The following is a 19,613-nucleotide window of genomic DNA, read 5'->3' as shown; positions in this document are numbered from 1 at the left end:
ACCCCAAGCTCGACAAGCACGGCGTCTATGCCCGATTATTCCAGTCCGCCCGTCGGCCACTCCGTTCCACCTTGCCTTGAATCAGGAGCCTTGTACCTTGAGTTCGCAGAAAACCGTGACCGTTACACCGCCCAACTTCCCCCTCAATGGCAAGGTCGCGCCCCCCGGCTCCAAATCCATTACCAACCGTGCCCTGCTGCTTGCCGCGCTGGCCAACGGCACCAGCCGCCTCAGCGGCGCGCTCAAGAGCGACGACACCCGCCACATGTCCGTAGCCCTGCGCCAGATGGGTGTAACCATCGACGAGCCGGACGACACCACCTTCGTCGTCACCGGCCAAGGCAAACTGCAACTGCCGTCGCAACCACTGTTCCTCGGCAACGCCGGCACCGCCATGCGCTTCCTCACCGCTGCCGTCGCCACCGTGGAAGGCACCGTGGTGCTGGACGGCGATGACTACATGCAAAAACGCCCGATCGGCCCGCTGCTGGCAACCCTCGGCCAGAACGGCATCCTGGTCGACAGCCCCACCGGCTGCCCACCGGTCACCGTACACGGCGTCGGCAAGATCAAGGCCAAGCGTTTCGAGATCGACGGCGGCCTGTCCAGCCAATACGTATCGGCCCTGCTGATGCTCGCGGCCTGTGGCGAAGCGCCGATTGAAGTGGCGTTGACCGGCAAGGACATTGGTGCCCGTGGCTACGTGGACCTGACCCTGGACTGCATGCGCGCCTTCGGTGCCCAGGTTGAAGCGGTCGACGACACCACCTGGCGCGTGGCCCCCACCGGCTACACCGCCCACGACTACCTGATCGAACCCGACGCCTCCGCCGCGACCTACCTGTGGGCCGCTGAAGTGTTGACCGGTGGCCGCATCGACATCGGCGTGGCCGCCCAGGATTTCACCCAGCCGGATGCCAAGGCCCAGGCCGTGATCGCGCAGTTTCCAAACATGCAAGCCACAGTCGTCGGCTCGCAGATGCAGGACGCCATCCCGACCCTGGCGGTACTCGCCGCGTTCAACAACACCCCAGTGCGCTTTACCGAGCTGGCCAACCTACGGGTCAAGGAGTGCGACCGCGTCCAGGCCCTGCATGACGGCCTGAACGAGATCCGCCCGGGCCTGGCGACCATCGAAGGCGACGACCTGCTGGTGGCCAGCGATCCGGCCCTGGCCGGCACCTCGTGCAACGCGCTGATCGACACCCACGCCGACCACCGCATCGCCATGTGCTTTGCGCTGGCGGGGTTGAAAGTCGCGGGGATCCGCATCCAGGACCCGGACTGCGTCGCGAAGACCTATCCTGAATACTGGAAGGCCTTGGGCAGTCTTGGGGTTCAGTTGAGCTATTAAAGGGGCGGCGTCGGAATGGGGAGGCACTGCACATGACAATTCGCCAACCCTGCCCACCCGGCGCCTGCGTCTGCGACCGCGAGCAACTGCTGCAAGCGCCTGGTGCCGACCTGCGCATTCTCAACCTGACGCGACAGGAAGAGAGAAAACTGCTCGACCGGCTGGAAGACCTCAAGAGCCTGCAAGACCTGGAGCACATGCAGCAGCGGATGTACGAACTTTTGGGCATCCGCGTGCACGTGGCCCCCGGCCATACCGAGGTCAAGAGCATGCGCGGTATCCAGATCGTGATCGACGAGCTGCCGGGCATGTGCCGCAAGACCCGCCAATCCATCCCGGCAGCCATCCGCCGGGGTATGGAGAAACGTCCGGAAATCGCCTACCGCCTGCTTGACGCCCACGACCTGTTTCGCGAAGGTTGAATCAACCCGCCACGGTTTCGGTTTCGAACAGCCCTTTGCCCAAGGCCCTGGCCTTGTCCAGATGCGCCTGCGCCGCGCCGCTTTCCGACTCCAGCAACAACGCCGACGTCACCACCTGCGCGCCACAGTAATCAAAGATCCCGTAGTCAATTTGCGTGCGCATCGCGTTGGCGTAGCCGTGTCGATCAAACGCATCGGCGTCCGCTGCACCCAGCGCCAGCAGATGCACCCGCAAGTGCCGCAGCTTTTTCACCACCGGGGTGTCGGGGCCGTAATCGATGGCCCAGCCGTTGACGAAGACGCGGTCGATCCAGCCCTTGAGCAGGCCCGGCAGCGACCACCAATAAATCGGGAATGCCAGCACCAGCGCATCGGCGCGGTCGATGCGGGCCTGTTCGGCCAACACGTCGGCCGGAGGCGTGGCGCGGGTACGGTGCACTAAGTGATCGGCGGCGGCGTAGCGCGGGTCGAAACCTTCCGCGGCAATGTCGGCGATTTCGAAGGTGTGGCCCGATGCAGTAAGGCCGGCTGACACCTGCGCAGCCACGCTATGGGTGAGGGATTGCGGGTCGTGATGAGCAACAACGATGAGTGCGTGCATGACATTGACTCCCTTTGGGGTTAGCCTAGGCTTAAGTTACGATTAGTAAGTTACTTTTGGTATATAAGCATGTCAAGCAGCGAATCCACCTCCCCCCGCCGTCGCCTGTCCCGTGAAGATCGCCTGCGCCAACTCTTGGAGGTGGCCTGGCAACTGGTGCGCGATGAAGGCACCGAAGCCCTGACCCTTGGCCGCCTGGCGGAGTTGGCGGGGGTGACCAAGCCGGTGGTTTACGACCATTTCGTCACCCGTGCCGGATTGCTGGCGGCGCTGTATGAGGACTTCGATGCGCGCCAGGATCAGGTCTTCGCCAACGCCATCGCGGCCAGTGGCGACACGCTGGACGAGCGTGCCTGGGTGATCGCCGAATCCTATGTGGATTGCGTGTTATTGCAGGGTCGGGAAATCCCGGGGGTGATTGCGGCCCTTAGCAGCTCGCCGGAGCTGGAAGCACTCAAGCGCCAGTACGAGGCGATCTTCCTCGATAAATGCCGCGACGCGCTGTCGCCCTTCGGTCGCGTGTCCCAGGCGGGACTGCGCGGCATGCTGGGCGCTGCGGAGGCGCTGTCCCAGGCGGCAGCCAGCGGCGAGATCAGCCGTGAAGAGGCGAAGCAGGAGTTGCTGGCGACCATCCTCGCGATAGTCAATCGCAGTCGCATGTGAATAACGTCTGACAGGCGAGGAATAAACCGGCACGGCGGGCGTGTCATTACCGATGACGGTGTTGGCGGCAACGGCAACCTGGCCAAGCCGTAAGGCCAATGCGGGATTGTCTTTCAGCCCCGATCCTGTAGAAACAGCTGCACCCGGCGCGCGAGTTGATCAAGGTGCCGATCGCGTTGTTTCTCGGCATCCACCATGGCGCGCTTGCCGTGCTTTTGCAGCAGGTAGGTATGAATCTGCCGCACTTCCAATGAGCGGTAGATCGACGCCACATCCAGCACGCCCATCAAGCCCTCCGTGCCGTAGTCCCGCGTGTTCATCAGCACCTGGGTACCGCGCGCGCCGCGCACGTGGAAACCCATGCCCTCGAACGCCGGCACCTTCTCCACTGAGCACGCCAGTTCCGCATGGGGATAGCGGCTCAACACGTCACCCATCATTGCGCGCGCCACACCTTGACGCCGGTAACCGACCTGGACCGCCATGAACGCAATGCCGCAGGCCTCCGGATCGTCCTTCACCGGCAGGTACAGGCAAAAGCCGATGAGTTTTTCCGCTTCCATCGCCACCACCAACTCGACGGCGATGCCTTTGGCGCCGTTCAGCGCCTCCAGGTAAAGGTGCACCTCAAAGCCAATGGCGTACTGGTAGATGTTGTACAACAGGTTGCTCGGCGGCAGCGCCACGCTGCTGATATCGGTGAGGTTGTCCACCACCATCTGCAGGATCTGAGCATTGATGGGCTCGGGGCACGGCGTGGTGTAGCGGGTAAGGCTGAACATGCAAATTCCTGGGTTTAACGTCAAGGCAGCGCCGATTGTACCTGTTGCAGCCCACACACCTCACGCAAACATCCGCGCAACCAGCGATGGGCCAGGTCGGCATCCAGCCTGGGATGCCAGAGCATCGCCACGGTGAAGGTGGGCAACGTCAGCGGCAATGCAAAGCGGTGCAGGCCCTCGGGTTGGTGGGCGGTGTAGCGTTCCGGCACGCTGGCGATCAAGTCAGTGTCTCGGGCCAAGGCGATGGCAGTGGCGAAACCGGCGACAATGGTGGTGATCTGTCGCGTGAGGCCCTGGGCTTCAAGTAAGTCGTCGATCTGGCCTCGATCCTGGCCCCGTCGGGATACGTAGACGTGCTGACCTGCGGCATAACGCTCAACGCTGACGTCACCCCGGCTGAGGGGGTGGCCACTGCGCACAACGCCGACCAGGCGATCGCGAAACAGTGCCTGGGTCAGCACTTCCGGGCCGGCAGTGGGGTCGACCACCCCGGTTTCCAGGTCGACGCTGCCTTCGCGCAGCAAGGTGCTGTCCTTGTCGGCCTTGTGGATGAACCGCAAGCGCACGCCGGGCGCGTCCCTCGCGGCGCGGGCCAGCAATGCCGGACCGAAATTTTCGACAAACTCTTCGCTGGTACGCAGGGTGAAGGTGCGCGTCACCTGGTTCATATTCAGGGATTGCACGGGGCGCAGCACGGCATTGGCCTCTTGCACCAGACGACTGACCTGATCACGCAACTCCAGCGCCCTGGGCGTGGCCACCAGGCCGCGACCCGCGCGTACCAGCAAGGGGTCGCCGGTGGTTTCGCGCAAACGGGCCAAGGCTCGGCTCATGGCCGAAGGACTCAGACGCAGGCGTTTGGCCGCAGCCGCAACACTGCCTTCGGCGAGCAGCACATCCAGGGTGATCAGCAGATTGAGATCGGGCATCAGCACTCCTTATATGGCGTTGGGTGCACGTATTAACTGCACACCATGCGTCTTCCGCCATGTTAAGCCACACCGTAGATTTGTGACAGTTGCCTTCATTCAAGGAATTGTCCATGCAAAGCACCTCACGTGGCAGCCTCGTCAGCCTGTCCCTGTCCATGTTGCTGGCCTCCCTGGGCACCAGTATCGCCAATGTCGCGCTGCCCAGCCTGACGCGGGCGTTTGATGCCTCTTTCCACGCCGTGCAATGGGTGGTGCTGGCCTATCTGCTGGCAATCACGGCGGTGATTGTCAGCGCCGGACGTCTGGGCGACCGGTTCGGACGGCGGCGGTTGTTGCTCGCCGGGTTGCTGCTGTTTGCCGTGGCGTGCGGGTTGTGCGGCATGGCGTCGTCCCTGGCGTGGCTGATTGCAGCGCGCGTCGTGCAAGGCCTCGGCGCAGCAGTGATGATGGCCATGGCCCTGGGCATGGTCGGTGACACCGTCACCAAGGCGCGTACCGGCCGGGTGATGGGTTTGCTGGGCACGATGTCGGCCGTTGGCACCGCGATGGGGCCCAGTGTCGGCGGCGTGTTGCTGAGTGTGTGGGGCTGGCAGGCGATCTTCCTGGTTGGCGTGCCATTGGGATTGGTGGCGGTCGCCCTTGCCTTCTGCTATTTGCCGGTTGATCGGCCCCACGCGCTCTCCTCGGCCGGCTCAGGTTTCTGGCCATCATTAAAAGATGCGTCGTTGCGCACCGGGTTGGTCATGAGTGCCCTGGTGGCCGCTGTGATCATGGCCACGTTTGTGGTCGGCCCGTTCTACTTGTCCCAAGGACTGGGACTCGATCCCGAATGGATGGGCTTGGTCATGGCGGTCGGCCCCTGCGTCGCGGCCATCACCGGCGTACCGGCCGGCAGGCTCACCGACCGCCTCGGCAGCCCGCGCATGACGCTGGCCGGCCTGGGCATGATGGCCTGTGGCGCCCTGCTGCTGGCCTGCGCTTGGGGTCTATTCGTCTATTTGGGCGCCTTGGTGATCCTGACCACCGGCTACAGCCTGTTCCAGGCCGCCAACAACACTGCCGTGATGGGCGACGTGGAGGGCGCGCGTCGTGGCACGGTGTCGGGCCTGTTAAACCTGTCACGCAACCTGGGGCTGATCGTCGGCGCCTGGGCATTGGGGGCGGTGTTCGCCTGGGCCAGCCCGGATGTCACCCGCGCCCTTCCCCAATCCGTGGCCTATGGCCTGCATACAACGTTCAGCGTGGCATTGGGCTTGATCCTGCTGGCCAGCGTGATGGCATGGCGCCGCTTTGCTGCTTTCAACGGCCTCCAGAACATCCATTGAGGCAAAAAAACAAAAAAGGCGTTGCGCCAGACCGGGTTACATCGCGCATCATGGGCACTTTCAAGCTCAAGGGTAACGTCCATGCGCGTTCTGTCATTGATGATGGGTCTTACGACGCTGGCCGCCAGTACGGTGTTCTGCGCCAGCGCGATGGCGAATGAAGAAAGTCAGTTGGTACAAGAGATCAACCAATACCGCAGCCAGGTGCAGCGCTGCGGCGACCAGGGTTCCCAGGAACTGCCACCGCTGACCAGCGATACGCGGCTGGTGCTGCCGGCCACCAATGTCGGTGACCTGCAGCAGGCGCTGGCGCGGGCCGCGTACCCGATGGTCAACGTGCAGGCCATCAGCCTGTCCGGCCCCAAGGATGCCCAGGCAGCCATGAAGGCCGTGCGCGAAAGCTTCTGCCGCGTGGTGCTGGATCCACAATTTGTCGATATCGGCGTGAGCAACAGCGGCCAGGACTGGCGCATCGTGCTCGCCCGTCCACTGCTCACCAGCGGCCTGGGCGACTGGCAGACCGAAGGCCGGCAGGTGCTGAACCTGATCAACACCGCGCGTTCGCAGCCGCGCCAGTGCGGCACCCAGGCCTTTACCGCGACCACACCATTGTCCTGGAACGAAGACCTGGCCAGCGCTGCCAACAGCCACACGCGCAACATGGCCAATGGCAATTTCTTTGACCACCTCGACCATGACGGGCGTACCCCTGGCGACCGTGCCGAACTGGCGGGATACATCGCGAAGAACATCGGCGAGAACATCGCCGCCGGCCTGGATACCCCACGCAAAGTCGTGGATGGCTGGCTGGCCAGCCCGGCCCATTGCGCCAACCTGATGAACCCGCAATTCCGTGAACTGGGCGCGGCGTATGCCATGGACCCGAAGAGTGATGCAGGGATCTACTGGACGGGGGTTTTCGGCGCGCAATAAGTCAATGTGCAGGTCGATCAAACGGTTGCAGCATCAAATCGCCATCTCATGGATAATGGCGCTGAACTTGGCAGCGGTCATTCCGGTCTGTTGATAGTTAACCTGACTTCAGGCGTTCGACAGGCGGTGGCAAACAAGGTGTTCTCGCGATGAATTGGCTGCAAAGCAGCAGCGACATGGCTGAGCGGGTTCGCCTGCATGATTGGGCAAGCTCGCCCCTGGGGCCGCTGGAGCAGTGGCCGGATGTGCTCAAGACCACCGTGGCGCTTTGCCTCGCCTCAAGCTTCCCCCAATCCATTGTGTGGGGGCCGCAGTTGACCATGCTGTACAACGACGCCTTCATCCCGATTCTGGGGGACAAGCCCTATGCGCTGGGCCGCCCGTTCAGCGAGGTGTGGCATGAGGCTTGGGCAGATATCGGCCCCATCGCCAATGCGGCGTTCGAGGGGCATGCCACCTACATCGAGAACTTCCCCCTGCTGATCGAGCGCGGCAACGGTTCCGAGCAGGCGTACTTCACCTTTTGCTACAGCCCGATCCGCGACCCTCAAGGCAGGGTCGTGGGCATGCTCGACACCGTTACGGAAACCACCGCCACCGTGTTCCTCGCCCGCCGCCTGGCCGTGCTGGATGCCGTGGGCAGTGCGGTGGCCAATGCCACCGACGCCGAAACCATCATGTCCACCACCACACGCCTGCTGGCTGAGCACTTGCAGGTGTCCAACTGCGCTTACGCGGACATGGACGCCGACGAAGACGGCTTCACCATTCGCGGCAATTGGGCGGCACCGGGCTCGCCCAGCATTGTAGGGCGCTACAGCCTCGCCTCGTTCGGCGCACGGGCAGTGCGGCCGTTGCGCGCGGGTGAGCCACTGGTGGTTGAGGACAACCGGGTGGAGTTCCCACCCGAGGAAGCCGCCAGCTATCAGGCCCTGGACGTCCTGGCGACGGTGTGTTTCCCACTGATCAAGGACGGCCGCCTGACCGCCTTGATGGCGGTGCATCACAGGAAGGCGCGTGTCTGGTCACCCTACGACCTGGCGCTGGTAGGCGAAGTCACCGAACGCTCCTGGGCCCATATCGAGCGGGTACGCGCCGATGCCGCCGTACGCGAAGGCCTGGCGGCGTTCACCGAGCTGAATGCCACCCTCGAACAGCGTGTAATTGAACGCACTGCCGCCCTTACCCAGGCCGAAGCCGCGCTGCACCAGTCGCAGAAACTCGAAGCCATCGGCCAATTGACCGGTGGCGTTGCCCATGACTTCAACAACCTGCTGACCATCATTCGCTCGTCGGTCGACTTTCTGCGCCAGCCCGGGCTTTCCGAAGAGCGGCGCCAGCGCTACATGAGCGCGGTTTCCGACACCGTCGAGCGCGCCAGCAAGCTCACTAGCCAACTCCTCGCGTTCGCCCGGCGCCAACCGCTCAACCCGGAAGTCTTCGATGCGGGCCAGCGGGTCAAGAACATTGGCGAAATGCTTGAAAGCGTCACCGGCGCACGCATCCACGTGCAGGTGCAACTGCCCGAGCACCCTTGCCATGTGCGGGTGGACGCCAGCCAGTTCGAAACCGCGCTGATCAATATCGCCCTTAATGCCCGGGATGCGATGGAGGGTCAAGGCACCCTGACCCTGCGCGTGGTCACTGTCGAAGCAATGCCACGGATCCGGGGCGATGCGGAAGCCCGACAACCGTTTGTGAGCATTTCCCTGGCCGATACCGGCAGCGGTATTCCTGGCGACGCCGTCGAACGCATTTTCGAGCCGTTCTTTACCACCAAGGCCGTAGGCAAAGGCACCGGGCTGGGACTGTCCCAGGTATTCGGCTTTGCCAAGCAGTCCGGGGGCAACGTGGAAGTCGTCAGCACCCCAGGGCAAGGCTCGGTCTTTACGCTATACCTGCCAGAGGCGACGCCACAGGCGCTACCTGACGAGCAACCGCAGCAAGGCCCTGCGCCCACGCACGATGCCGCGCAACGCCACATCCTGATCGTGGAAGACAACCTCGAAGTGGGCCGCTTCGCCACCCAGATCCTCCAGGATCTGGGCTACCAGACCACTTGGGCCACCAACGCGGAGCAGGCCCTCGCCTTGGCCGGCACGGACGCCCTGGCGTTCGATGGCGTTTTTTCGGATGTGGTGATGCCCGGTATGACCGGCGTAGCCATGGCGAAAGTACTGCGGCAACGGCGCGCGGACTTGCCGGTGGTGCTCACGTCCGGCTACAGCGAGGAACTGGCCGACAGCGGTTACGAAGGGTTTGAGTTCCTGCCCAAGCCCTACTCCGCCGACCAGGTTGCCCGGGCGCTCGCCAAGGCGATGCCCTGAGCCCTACTCCGCCACTGCCACCTGATTGCGGCCCTGGGCCTTGGCGCGATACAGGGCCTTGTCAGCGGTGTTCATCAGGCCGTGCAAGTCCTGATCCTGCGCATGGGTGGACGCCACACCCAGACTGGCGGTCAACCCATGCACCGGCTCGGAGGCCAATCCCGAAATGGCCTTGATCAACTGCTCGGCAATATCCCGCGCGGTTTCCAGCGACGTATTGGGCAGCAACACCGCAAATTCTTCGCCGCCCAGGCGCCCGTACACATCGGCTTGGCGGAACGACGTGCTGATCACCCCGCCAATCTGACGCAACACCTGGTCACCAGCCTGGTGGCCGTAGGTGTCGTTGATTTCCTTGAAGTGATCCATGTCCATCATCAGCGCACACAGCGGTTGCCGGTTGTGACGGCATTGGGCGTACAACACCTGGGCATGTTCAAAGAAGGCACGGCGGTTCATCAGGCCGGTGAGTTCGTCGGTCTGTGCGGCGCGGGTGGAAATGTTGTGGGCACGCTCCATCTGCCGGGTCAGGCGAAAGGCCTTCTCCAAAGCATCCGAGAGCTTGCGCGTGGCGCTGACGACAAAGGTGGAGAACACCAGCACCGCAACGGCTACGCCCACTTGCATCGACGACGGCTGGAACAGCAGCCATAGCGTGCACGGCAACAGCACCACGGCCATGGAAGCCAGCGTCATGTAGCGATAAGCCGAGTAACAGGACACGGCGCTGACCGACATGCCCACGGTAAACAGCATCACCAGCACCTGGGACAACCGATCATCGGTGGGCATCACCGCCAAGGCGCCGAGGCCCCAGGTTGCGGCAGACAGCAGCAACGTAACCCAGTAACGGCGTTCCCAGCGGTCTGGAGTGCGTTCGGCATTGGGGCAGCGAAACCACTTCATGAACATCATGATGCGAATCAGCGACGTCGCCGCCAATACCACCAGCCAGACCAAGATAACCTGATGGTCAAACCGCTCCCAGCACAGCCAGCACAGCATCACCGCAGCCAGGTAACTGCCGAATATCGCAGCGAATGACTGCCGGAACAGCTGGTGCAAACGATCGGTTCGCACCTGCTCCTCTATGAAGCAATCATGGTCCTGCCCACGCTCAAGGCCATTCATGAAATTCGCCCGATCCGACTGCCACGACAAAGGCGCCATTGTGGCACCCTGCCAGTAGTGCGGACAACAGAATCCAGCACGGTAGAGCCTTTAAAGCGGTTCCGGACGCAGAATCAGTACGCCAAGCGGCGGGAGATTCAACGACAGCGATACCGCCTGTCCATGGTGCGGCTCATCCTGGGTAAATATCTCCCCTCCATTTCCGTAATTGGAGCCGGCGTACATGTCCGCGTCGCTATTGATCACTTCGCTCCAGCGCCCGCTGAACGGCACGCCGACTTTATAACCCTCACGCGGCACCGGGGTGAAGTTGGCCACCACCAGCACTGGCCTGCCGTCCTTGCTCCAGCGCAGCCAGGCGTAGACGCTGTTGATCGCATCGTCACCGATCAGCCACTGGAAGCCTTGGGGCGCGTCGTCCTGCTCATGCAGGGCGGGTTCCTCGCGGTACAGGCGGTTAAGGTCGCCGACCAGCCTTTGCACGCCTTTGTGCTCAGCATACTGCAGCAAGTACCAATCCAGCTGCTGGTCGTGGTTCCACTCGCGCCATTGGCCGAATTCGCAGCCCATGAACAACAGTTTTTTGCCGGGGTGCATCCACATGAACGCCAGATAGGCACGCAGGTTGGCAAACTTCTGCCAGCGGTCGCCAGGCATCTTGTCGATCAGCGAATGCTTGCCGTGCACCACCTCATCGTGGGAGATCGGCAGGATGAAACGCTCGGACCAGGCGTATACCAGGCCGAAACTCAGCTCGTTGTGGTGATGGGCGCGATACACCGGGTCCTGCTGGATGTAATGCAGGGAATCGTGCATCCAGCCCATGTTCCATTTGTAGTTGAAGCCCAGGCCGCCCTGCTGGGTCGGCTGGCTGACGCCGGGCCAGGCGGTGGATTCCTCGGCGATCACCAGGGCGCCAGGCGCCTCGATGGCGACCACATCGTTCAGGTGACGCAGGAAGTCGATCGCTTCCAGGTTTTCGCGGCCGCCATGACGGTTCGGTACCCACTCGCCGGCCTTGCGCGAGTAGTCGCGGTAGAGCATCGAGGCCACCGCATCCACGCGCAGCCCGTCAATGTGGAAATGTTTGAGCCAGTGCAGCGCCGAAGCCAGCATGAAACCATGCACTTCGGTGCGGCCCAGGTTGTAGATCAGCGTGTCCCAATCCTGGTGGAAACCTTCCAGCGGGTTGGCATATTCGTACAGCGCGGTGCCGTCAAATTGCGCCAGGCCGTGGGTATCCGTGGGAAAGTGCGCCGGCACCCAATCGAGGATCACGCCGATATCGGCCTGATGCAGTGCATCGACGAAATAGGCGAAATCCTGCGGCGAGCCGAAGCGTGCCGTCGGTGCGAATTGTGACAAGGCCTGATAGCCCCACGAGCCGCCGAACGGATGCTCCATGATCGGCATCAACTCGATATGAGTGAAGCCCAGTTGCTGCACATAGGGAATCAGACGTTCAGCCAGCTCGCGCCAATTGTACTGGCGTGCCACTTCGCCCGCCTCGTCCAGCTCGGCCTGCCAGGAACCCACGTGCAGTTCATAGATCGACAGCGGCGCGGTGGTCTTCTGCTTTTCCACCCGCGACTGCATCCATGCGTGGTCCTGCCAGTCGACCTGCAAGGGCTCGGCGACCTTTGACGCAGTGTCCGGCGGCAATTGGGTGGCCAGCGCCACAGGGTCGGCCTTGAGCGGCAGGATCCCGTTGGCGCCGAGCACTTCGTACTTGTAGGCGGCGCCCGGCTGCAGGCGTGGGATAAAGATCTCCCACACGCCGGAAGGATGGCGCAGGCGCATCGGGTGTCGGCGACCGTCCCAGATATTGAAGTCGCCCACCACCGACACCCGCCGAGCATTCGGTGCCCACACCGCAAAACGCACACCTTGCACGCCGTCGACGCTGGTCACCTGGGCACCGAGGCAGCTGCCGAGGTCGCGGTGATTGCCTTCGGCGAACAGGTACAGGTCCATTTCACCGAGCAACAGTTGCTGGAAGCTATAAGGGTCTTCCGTGATCTGCTCGCCACCCGCCCACTGGATTTTCAACAGGTACGCCTGGCGCGTGTGAAAGTGCCCGACAAACAGACCGGGCACCTGGCTCGCGTCCAGGCTACCGATCTGCTCGCCAGTGTCGCGGGCCAGTACCTGCACACTCAACGCTTCAGGCAGGAACGCACGGATAAACTGGCCGCCGTGATCATCATCGTGTGGCCCGAGAATCGAGAACGGGTCATGGTGTTCGGCGCGTACCAGCGCTTCGACGTCCTTGGACGCCGGCAATGCAGTCAACTTCGGTTGCAGCGGTTCTTTATTTGTAAAGCTCATGACGTCTCCCCACCGCGTGCAGTTTTCGATATAGGCGCAAGCCCGCTCAACAGTCCGTGCAACCCTTGCAGGGGCACTGGCAACCAGGTCGGGCGGTTTTCCGCTTCGTAGGCCACTTCATACGCGGCCTTCTCCAGGCTGAACAACGTCAGCGCTGCGTCCTGGCCTTTGGCATCCTGCCAGTCATGCGCCAGTGTAGACGTAGCGGACTGATAGGCCTGGATAAAGGCCTGGCGTGCTTCTTTCAGGTAACGGTCAGTCACGCGTTTGCGCGCCTGGTCCGCCTCGGGCGAGTGATCCACCCCTTGTACATTCAAGGCCATGGCCGCTGCATAGTCGAAGGAACGCAACACGCCGCTCACATCTTTATACGGGCTGTGCTTGCCGCGTCGCTCATGCAGTGGGCGCGCCGGCTCACCTTCAAAGTCGATCAGGTAGGCATCGCCCTTGACCACCAGCACCTGGCCCAGGTGCAAGTCACCATGGACCCGAATACGCAATCCGCCGGCCGTGGCTTTCGCCAGGGCCTGCACATGGCTGGCGATGGCTTTTTTCTGCGCCAGCAATTCACTGACCAGCGCTTGATCCGCCAGGTTCAACTGGCTTTGATGAAGTTTGAGCAGTTGCAACGCGCGGTCCAATTGCGCGCCGACATCCTTGGCCCAGGCCTGGGTGTCCTTGACAGTGGTGACTTCCGGCTTGAAGTCCTTGTTGGTGGTTTTCGCGCCGAGCACCCGGTGCATCTCGCCCAGGCGTTGGCCAAGCAACCCGGCAAAGTCAGCCAACTCGCCGAGGGCGTTGTAGTGCTGTTCCTGTTCGGACATGGCTTCGGCCAGTTCGTCGCGGATCGCGCGCTCCAGGTTATTCTGGGTCCAGCCCCAGGCGTCGCCCTGGTTGCTCAAGTAGCCTTGGGCAATCATCAGTAGGTTGTCCTGGCCTTCGGCGTCGTGGCGAATCATCGAGCCCAGCAACGGCGAGATATTCGGGTAGCCGGCTTCGGTCAGGTAGGCGCTCATTTCCAGTTCCGGGTGCACGCCGGAGGCGACTTTGCGGATCAGCTTGAGCACCAGGCTCTCGCCCACCACCACCGAGCTGTTGGACTGCTCGGCCGACAGGTAGCGCACCTCGGACTCATCCGTCAGTTGCAGCTTGTCCAGGTGCGGGGTGGCCGCAAAGCGCAGCTCGCCTTCGTGGGTGTTGAGCAGGGTACCCGCCTGCAACCCCTGGATCACGGCGCGGACAAAGTGTTCGAGGCTGAAGGCATCGGTCACCAACCCCACCTGACGCACGCGCCGCACACGGGCCAACGCCAATTGCTGGGGCAAGGCGCTGGTGAACTGATCTTCGCCGAGGAAACCGAACGGCAACTGATAACGACTGACCTGTCCACCGGCCGTCACTTCCAGTTCGCTGAGCAACACCGGGTGTTGCGGGTCGCCAAAGCGCACGCCGTAAGCAATGCGCACGCTGTCGATGGCCGTGTCCTTGCCGGCGAACCAGCGGCGCTTGGGCAGCCAGGCTGGCAGCACGGTCTGTTCCAGGGAGGCGCGGCACGGTTCGTCCAGCAGTTCTTCCATACGCTTTTTCAACACCAGCGTGGTGAAGTCCGGCATGCTCTGGGCCGGCTCCACGTGCCAGCTGGGCATCTGGTTTTCCGGCGCCAGCACGAACCAATAAAAGCCATAGGGCGCCAGGGTCAGCAGGAAATTCAACTGGCCGATGGGCGGGAAGGCATTACCGCCCAGCATCTCCACCGGCACCATGCCGGCGAATGCCGACAGGTCCAGCTCGGCCGCCTGGGCACTGCGCGACACGTTGGCCACGCAGAGGATGATCTCGTTGCGCCCATCTTCGCCGGTGAATTCACGGGTATAGGCCAGGATGCGGCGGTTGCTCGGCGAGAGCATTTTCAAGCTGCCACGACCAAACGCCTTGGACTGCTTGCGCACCGCCAGCATGCGCCGGGTCCAGTTCAGCAGCGAATGGGGGTCCTGGGCCTGGGTCTCGACATTCACCGACGGGTAGCCGTATTGCGGGTCCATGATCGGCGGCAGTACCAGGCTGGCCGGGTCGGCGCGAGAGAACCCGCCATTGCGGTCGATGGACCATTGCATCGGCGTGCGCACGCCATCGCGGTCGCCGAGGTAGATGTTATCGCCCATGCCGATCTCATCGCCGTAGTACAGGGTGGGCGTACCGGGCATCGACAGCAACAGGCTGTTGAGCAGCTCGACTCGACGACGGTCGCGCTCCATCAACGGTGCAAGACGGCGACGAATACCCAGGTTGATCCGCGCGCGACGGTCAGCGGCGTAGTAGTTCCACAGGTAATCGCGCTCCTTGTCGGTGACCATTTCCAATGTTAGCTCATCGTGGTTGCGCAGGAAGATCGCCCACTGGCAGTTGGCCGGAATTTCCGGAGTCTGACGCAGGATGTCAGTGATCGGGAAGCGATCTTCCTGGGCCAGCGCCATATACATGCGTGGCATCAGCGGGAAGTGAAACGCCATGTGGCATTCATCGCCGTCGTCGCCCTTCTTGTCACCGAAGTACAGCTGCGTGTCTTCCGGCCACTGATTGGCTTCGGCCAGCAGCATACGGTCAGGATAATGGGCGTCGATTTCGGCGCGGATCTGCTTGAGCACATCGTGGGTTTCAGGAAGGTTTTCGTTGTTAGTGCCGTCGCGCTCGATCAGGTACGGGATGGCGTCGAGGCGCAGGCCGTCGATGCCCATGTCCAACCAGTAGCGCATCACCGACAACACGGCTTTCATCACCTGGGGGTTGTCAAAGTTGAGGTCGGGCTGGTGAGAGTAGAAACGGTGCCAGAAGTATTGGCCCGCGACTGGGTCCCAAGTCCAGTTGGACTTCTCGGTGTCGAGGAAGATGATGCGCGTGCCGTCGTATTTCTGGTCGTCATCCGACCACACGTAGAAGTCCCGTGCCGCCGAGCCGGGCTTGGCCTTGCGTGCGCGCTGGAACCAGGGGTGCTGGTCGGAGGTGTGGTTGATCACCAGCTCGGTGATCACCCGCAGCCCGCGTTTGTGTGCCTCGGCGATGAAGCGCTTGGCGTCGGCCATGGTGCCGTAGTCGCTGTGCACGCCACGGTATTCGGCAATGTCATAACCATCGTCACGGCGTGGCGAGGGGTAGAACGGCAGCAACCAAATGGTGTTCACGCCCAGATCGGCGATGTAGTCGAGCTTGGCGATCAGGCCGGGAAAATCACCGATACCGTCGTTATTGGAGTCGAAATAGGATTTGACGTGAACCTGATAGATCACCGCGTCTTTGTACCAGAGCGGGTCTTTGATAAAGGTGGCAGCGTTGGGTTTCTTCGCCATTGGAAACTCCTGAAAACACTAAAATTCTGTGGCCGGAATACGATCCAGTGAGGGCGCTGGCTTGCTTGCGATAACGGTCTGTCAGTCCCTGAACTGACACATCGCAATCGCAGGCAAGCCCGCTCCCACCGGGGATCTCCATCAGGCTGGGGAATGGGTGATACGCCAGATTCCAAAGGGCATCTGTGGGTCCAGTCGCGTCCACTGGTTCTTGCCATACCAGGTCCAGCGATGGCCGTTCATCAAGTCTTCGCCCTGGGTCTGGGCGTCGTCCGGCAGGCCCAACTCCCATAGCGGCAACTCGAAATGGGCTTCCTGGGCGTTGAATGGGTCAAGGTTCACGGCCACCAGGATGAAGTTGCTGCCATCCTCGCTGCGCTTGCCGAAATACAGGATGTTGTCGTTCCAGGCGTTGTAGAGCTTGAGCCCCAGGTGCGTCTGCAGCGCCGGGTTCTGCCGGCGGATGCGGTTGAGCTGGGCGATCTCGGCGATGATATTGCCGGGCGCCGTGTAGTCCCGTGGGCGGATCTCGTATTTCTCCGAGTCCAGGTATTCCTCTTTACCCGGCACCGGGGCTGATTCGCACAGTTCGAAGCCTGAATACATGCCCCAGAGCCCTGAGCCCATGGTGGCCAGTGCCGCACGGATCAAGAAGCCGGCACGGCCGGATTCGTGCAGGAAGGCAGGGTTGATGTCCGGCGTATTGACGAAGAAATTCGGCCGGTAGCACTCGCGCCACGGTGATTCGTTCAGCTGCGTCAGGTATTCGCTCAACTCGGCTTTGGTGTTACGCCAGGTGAAATAGGTGTAGCTCTGGGAATAGCCGACCTTACCCAGGCGCGCCATCATCGCCGGGGTGGTGAAGGCTTCGGCGAGAAAAATCACCTCGGGGTACTTGGACCGGACATCGCTGATCAGCCATTGCCAGAACGGCAGCGGCTTGGTGTGGGGGTTGTCGACGCGAAAGGTCTTCACGCCCTCTTCCACCCAGCCCACCACGATGTCGCGCAGTTCCGTCCACAGGCTCGGGATGGCATCTGCGGCATAAAAGTCGACGTTGACGATGTCCTGATACTTCTTCGGTGGGTTCTCCGCGTATTTGATCGTGCCGTCCGGGCGCCAGTTGAACCAGCCGGGATGGGCCTTGAGCCATGGATGGTCCTGGGAACACTGGATCGCGAAGTCCAGGGCGATCTCCAACCCATGCTCGGCGGCCGCCTGGACCAGGCGACGGAAGTCATCGCGACTGCCCAGTTGCGGATGGATGGCTTCATGGCCACCCTCCTCGCTGCCAATCGCATAAGGGCTGCCCGGATCGTCCGGGCCGGCGGTCAGCGAGTTGTTCTTGCCCTTGCGGTGGCTACGCCCGATCGGGTGGATCGGCGGGAAGTACAGCACGTCGAAGCCCATGTCATGGATCATCGACAGCCGCGAGTGCACGTCATTAAAGGTGCCGTGACGCGCAGGATCGTCAGTGATCGAGCGTGGAAACAGCTCATACCAGCTGGCAAACAGCGCCGCCTCACGCTCCACATCAATCGGGTAAACCGTGCTGATGCTCAAATAGGCGCGATGATCGGCCTGGGTCATCAGGTGTGCACTGTCTTCGTGCAGGAACTGCGCGACCTGCTCGGTTTCCAGCAGCCCGGAGAGTTCATGGTGCAGCAACATCAGGCGATCGCGCAGCTCATTGTCACTGCGCTCGGCAGCTTGCAGCACCAGGCTGCGGCCTTCCTGCAACTCCAGGCTGACCGGCACGCCGGCCTCATGTTTCTTGCGTAGCTCATAGCAAAAGCTGGCGAAGGTATCGATCCAGGCTTCGATGCAGTATTCGTGAGGGCCTTGCTGGGTCACGGTAAACGTGCCCTCCCAGCCGTTGTTGCCCACGTCGGTCATGACCACGCTGTGCCAGCTTTCATCCTGCAGCGGGCGCCAGCGGATCAGCACGGCGAGCTTGTCATGGCCGTCGGCGAACACTTTGCTGGTGACATTGACCTGTTGGCCGACCACGGCCTTCACGGCAAATTCGCCGCCATCAATCACGGGGGTGGTGCTTTCGATCGCAATCCTGGGCAGCAACAGTGCCTGGGACAGTGGTAACAAAGATTCTATTTCAGCAGTCATCGAGCATCTTCCCCTTACGCCCTGTGGACGCTCTTTGCTTGATCCGAATTCTGAGGCGGCCGCGCTCTTCCTGAGCATGACCGTAATAGGTCCGAGCCTGGGCTCCGGTTAAAAGTTCAGCTGGATATGCCGCCATCGGGCGGGGAATCAATTCGCCCCGGCGGCTGTCCACCGATAGAGCAAAGCACAAAGGAGGCCACACCGATGAATATCCCGATCCCGGCAGAAACGCCGGACCCGAATATCGACAAACCGACCCTGCCGCCCACCGAACCGCAGCCCATTCCGGAAAAAGAACCGCCCGAAAATGAGCCACCGCCGGTGGAGGAACCCCCTACGACCATGCCGCCAGTGATCGTCAGTCCTTCTCGAAACGCTTGACGATCTTCGGCATCACGCTGAACACCACCAAGGCCAGTAACGTACTGAGTACCGCTGTCGATTCCCGGCCCAACCCGGCCGAGACCCCGATCGCAGCGGTCATCCACAAACCAGCTGCGGTGGTCAGGCCTTTGACGTGGCCCTCTTCATCATCCTTGCCCTTGATGATCGTGCCCGCGCCCAGGAAGCCGATCCCCGCAATCACACCCTGCACCACCCGGCTCATGGCATCCGCCTGGTTGCCGGACATTTGCGGCACCATCACAAATAAAGCCGCGCCCAACGCCACCAGCATGTGGGTGCGCACCCCGGCGGCCTTGCCCTTGCTCTCTCGCTCAAAGCCAAGAATGCCGCCCAGGGTCGCCGCGATCAGCAGGCGCACGGTGATCTGGGTGAGCTGCTTGGCGTCGCCAATGTCGGCGAATTCAGCCTGCAGGGTTTGCCACACTTCAAGCCACCAAGCGTCCATCGAAGCTGTCCTTTGTCATGGTTGGTAAAGGATGGACAGCGGTGACCGCCAGTCAGTTGCCTGGAACCCCCACACATTACTGCCCCCTAATCCTCATAGCCCATGAATAAGGAGAACGGCATGCCCATTCGTATCGAAAACCACCTGTGCTACTTCATGCTCGATGACAACGGCCAGGAACAGAGCGTGCCGGCGACTCGGGTCAATATTGTTACCGACCTCGACAAATCCATGTCCTACGTGGAATTGGCCGCCGAACGGATCTACATCACTGAAGCGGAGGCCGATGCCCTGACCGTGGCCGGCGCCCATGACGGACGTCAGCACGTGAAGGCAGAAGAACCTGGTTCGCTGATTTAATTGATCTGTGTCAGCGCATTCAGAATAACGCTGCACCCCTGACGCCACGGGGTGCAGCACATTGTCGCAGCGATCTTCCCGCGCACCCTCTGATCCGCTTTTTATCGCCATACCTGAGTCTGTTATGCAAACAGCGT

General features: G+C 62.1%; 16 protein-coding genes. 8 read left to right on the top strand and 8 right to left on the bottom strand.

Annotation, left to right across the window (positions count from 1 at the left end):
* The first annotated feature begins 97 nt into the window (after positions 1-97).
* Together AC4PS7_RS14800 and AC4PS7_RS14795 are read left to right on the top strand one after the other, a co-directional pair.
* Entirely contained in the window at positions 98-1,354 is a 1,257-nt protein-coding gene (locus AC4PS7_RS14800; protein WP_010210707.1) for a 3-phosphoshikimate 1-carboxyvinyltransferase, read from the top strand.
* Between the two features lie 32 nt (positions 1,355-1,386).
* Positions 1,387-1,776, top strand: coding sequence for a hypothetical protein (locus AC4PS7_RS14795; protein WP_047543216.1), 390 nt, complete (start codon positions 1,387-1,389; stop codon positions 1,774-1,776).
* A 1-nt stretch (position 1,777) separates the two neighbouring features.
* Here the strand turns inward: AC4PS7_RS14795 and AC4PS7_RS14790 are convergent, their stop codons facing one another.
* Positions 1,778-2,377 (bottom strand): NAD(P)H-dependent oxidoreductase, encoded by a 600-nt coding sequence (locus AC4PS7_RS14790; protein WP_010210709.1) that lies wholly within the window; start codon positions 2,375-2,377, stop codon positions 1,778-1,780.
* Between the two features lie 69 nt (positions 2,378-2,446).
* Here AC4PS7_RS14790 and AC4PS7_RS14785 point away from each other — a divergent pair, with 69 nt between their 5' ends.
* Positions 2,447-3,040, top strand: a complete 594-nt coding sequence (locus AC4PS7_RS14785) for a TetR/AcrR family transcriptional regulator (protein WP_106120269.1) — start codon at positions 2,447-2,449, stop codon at positions 3,038-3,040.
* Positions 3,041-3,153: 113 nt separating this feature from the next.
* Here AC4PS7_RS14785 and AC4PS7_RS14780 read toward each other — a convergent pair whose 3' ends face one another.
* Both AC4PS7_RS14780 and AC4PS7_RS14775 read right to left on the bottom strand, forming a co-directional pair.
* Positions 3,154-3,822 carry a GNAT family N-acetyltransferase gene (locus AC4PS7_RS14780; RefSeq protein ID WP_021491752.1) on the bottom strand — a complete coding sequence of 223 codons (669 nt, stop codon included), beginning with the start codon at positions 3,820-3,822 and terminating at the stop codon, positions 3,154-3,156.
* A 20-nt stretch (positions 3,823-3,842) separates the two neighbouring features.
* Positions 3,843-4,751, bottom strand: coding sequence for a LysR family transcriptional regulator (locus AC4PS7_RS14775; protein ID WP_010210716.1), 909 nt, complete (start codon positions 4,749-4,751; stop codon positions 3,843-3,845).
* A 113-nt stretch (positions 4,752-4,864) separates the two neighbouring features.
* On the opposite strand from AC4PS7_RS14775, the gene AC4PS7_RS14770 reads away from it, so the two are divergent.
* The 3 genes from AC4PS7_RS14770 (at position 4,865) to AC4PS7_RS14760 (ending at position 9,339) form a co-directional block, all read left to right on the top strand.
* Positions 4,865-6,079, top strand: a complete 1,215-nt coding sequence (locus AC4PS7_RS14770) for an MFS transporter (protein WP_042571558.1) — start codon at positions 4,865-4,867, stop codon at positions 6,077-6,079.
* Positions 6,080-6,160: 81 nt separating this feature from the next.
* The gene (locus AC4PS7_RS14765) at positions 6,161-7,012 is read left to right on the top strand and encodes a CAP domain-containing protein (protein ID WP_010210719.1); all 852 of its coding nucleotides are present in this window, start codon (positions 6,161-6,163) and stop codon (positions 7,010-7,012) included.
* Between the two features lie 149 nt (positions 7,013-7,161).
* Positions 7,162-9,339 (top strand): hybrid sensor histidine kinase/response regulator, encoded by a 2,178-nt coding sequence (locus tag AC4PS7_RS14760; RefSeq protein WP_492179533.1) that lies wholly within the window; start codon positions 7,162-7,164, stop codon positions 9,337-9,339.
* Positions 9,340-9,342: 3 nt separating this feature from the next.
* On the opposite strand, the gene AC4PS7_RS14755 is transcribed toward AC4PS7_RS14760, so the two are convergent.
* The 4 genes from AC4PS7_RS14755 to AC4PS7_RS14740 all read right to left on the bottom strand — a co-directional run bounded on the left by AC4PS7_RS14755 (position 9,343) and on the right by AC4PS7_RS14740 (position 18,266).
* Positions 9,343-10,509: a GGDEF domain-containing protein gene (locus AC4PS7_RS14755; protein WP_021491755.1), complete on the bottom strand. Its 1,167-nt coding sequence runs from the start codon at positions 10,507-10,509 to the stop codon at positions 9,343-9,345.
* 51 nt (positions 10,510-10,560) lie between these two features.
* Entirely contained in the window at positions 10,561-12,798 is a 2,238-nt protein-coding gene (gene glgB / locus AC4PS7_RS14750) for a 1,4-alpha-glucan branching protein GlgB (protein ID WP_305375614.1), read from the bottom strand.
* A complete protein-coding gene (gene treS, locus AC4PS7_RS14745) occupies positions 12,795-16,142 on the bottom strand; it encodes a maltose alpha-D-glucosyltransferase (RefSeq protein WP_042571560.1) in 3,348 nt (1,115 codons plus the stop codon). The genes glgB and treS overlap by 4 nt, the downstream gene beginning before the upstream one ends.
* Before the next feature lie 141 nt (positions 16,143-16,283).
* Positions 16,284-18,266: an alpha-1,4-glucan--maltose-1-phosphate maltosyltransferase gene (locus tag AC4PS7_RS14740; protein ID WP_069672646.1), complete on the bottom strand. Its 1,983-nt coding sequence runs from the start codon at positions 18,264-18,266 to the stop codon at positions 16,284-16,286.
* Positions 18,267-18,470: 204 nt separating this feature from the next.
* Between AC4PS7_RS14740 and AC4PS7_RS14735 the strand changes: the two genes are divergently transcribed.
* A complete protein-coding gene (locus tag AC4PS7_RS14735) occupies positions 18,471-18,647 on the top strand; it encodes a hypothetical protein (protein ID WP_010210726.1) in 177 nt (58 codons plus the stop codon).
* Here AC4PS7_RS14735 and AC4PS7_RS14730 read toward each other — a convergent pair.
* The gene (locus tag AC4PS7_RS14730; RefSeq protein WP_010210730.1) at positions 18,625-19,116 is read right to left on the bottom strand and encodes an MgtC/SapB family protein; all 492 of its coding nucleotides are present in this window, start codon (positions 19,114-19,116) and stop codon (positions 18,625-18,627) included. The genes AC4PS7_RS14735 and AC4PS7_RS14730 overlap by 23 nt on opposite strands.
* Positions 19,117-19,236: 120 nt before the next feature.
* On the opposite strand from AC4PS7_RS14730, the gene AC4PS7_RS14725 reads away from it, so the two are divergent.
* The gene (locus tag AC4PS7_RS14725; RefSeq protein WP_010210735.1) at positions 19,237-19,476 is read left to right on the top strand and encodes a DUF3203 family protein; all 240 of its coding nucleotides are present in this window, start codon (positions 19,237-19,239) and stop codon (positions 19,474-19,476) included.
* Positions 19,477-19,613: the final 137 nt, after the last annotated feature.

The sequence above is a fragment of the Pseudomonas sp. DW-iso3 genome (assembly GCF_058725305.1).
The sequence above is the reverse complement of the archived record's forward strand: the minus strand, read 5'-3'. Positions and strand labels throughout refer to the sequence as shown.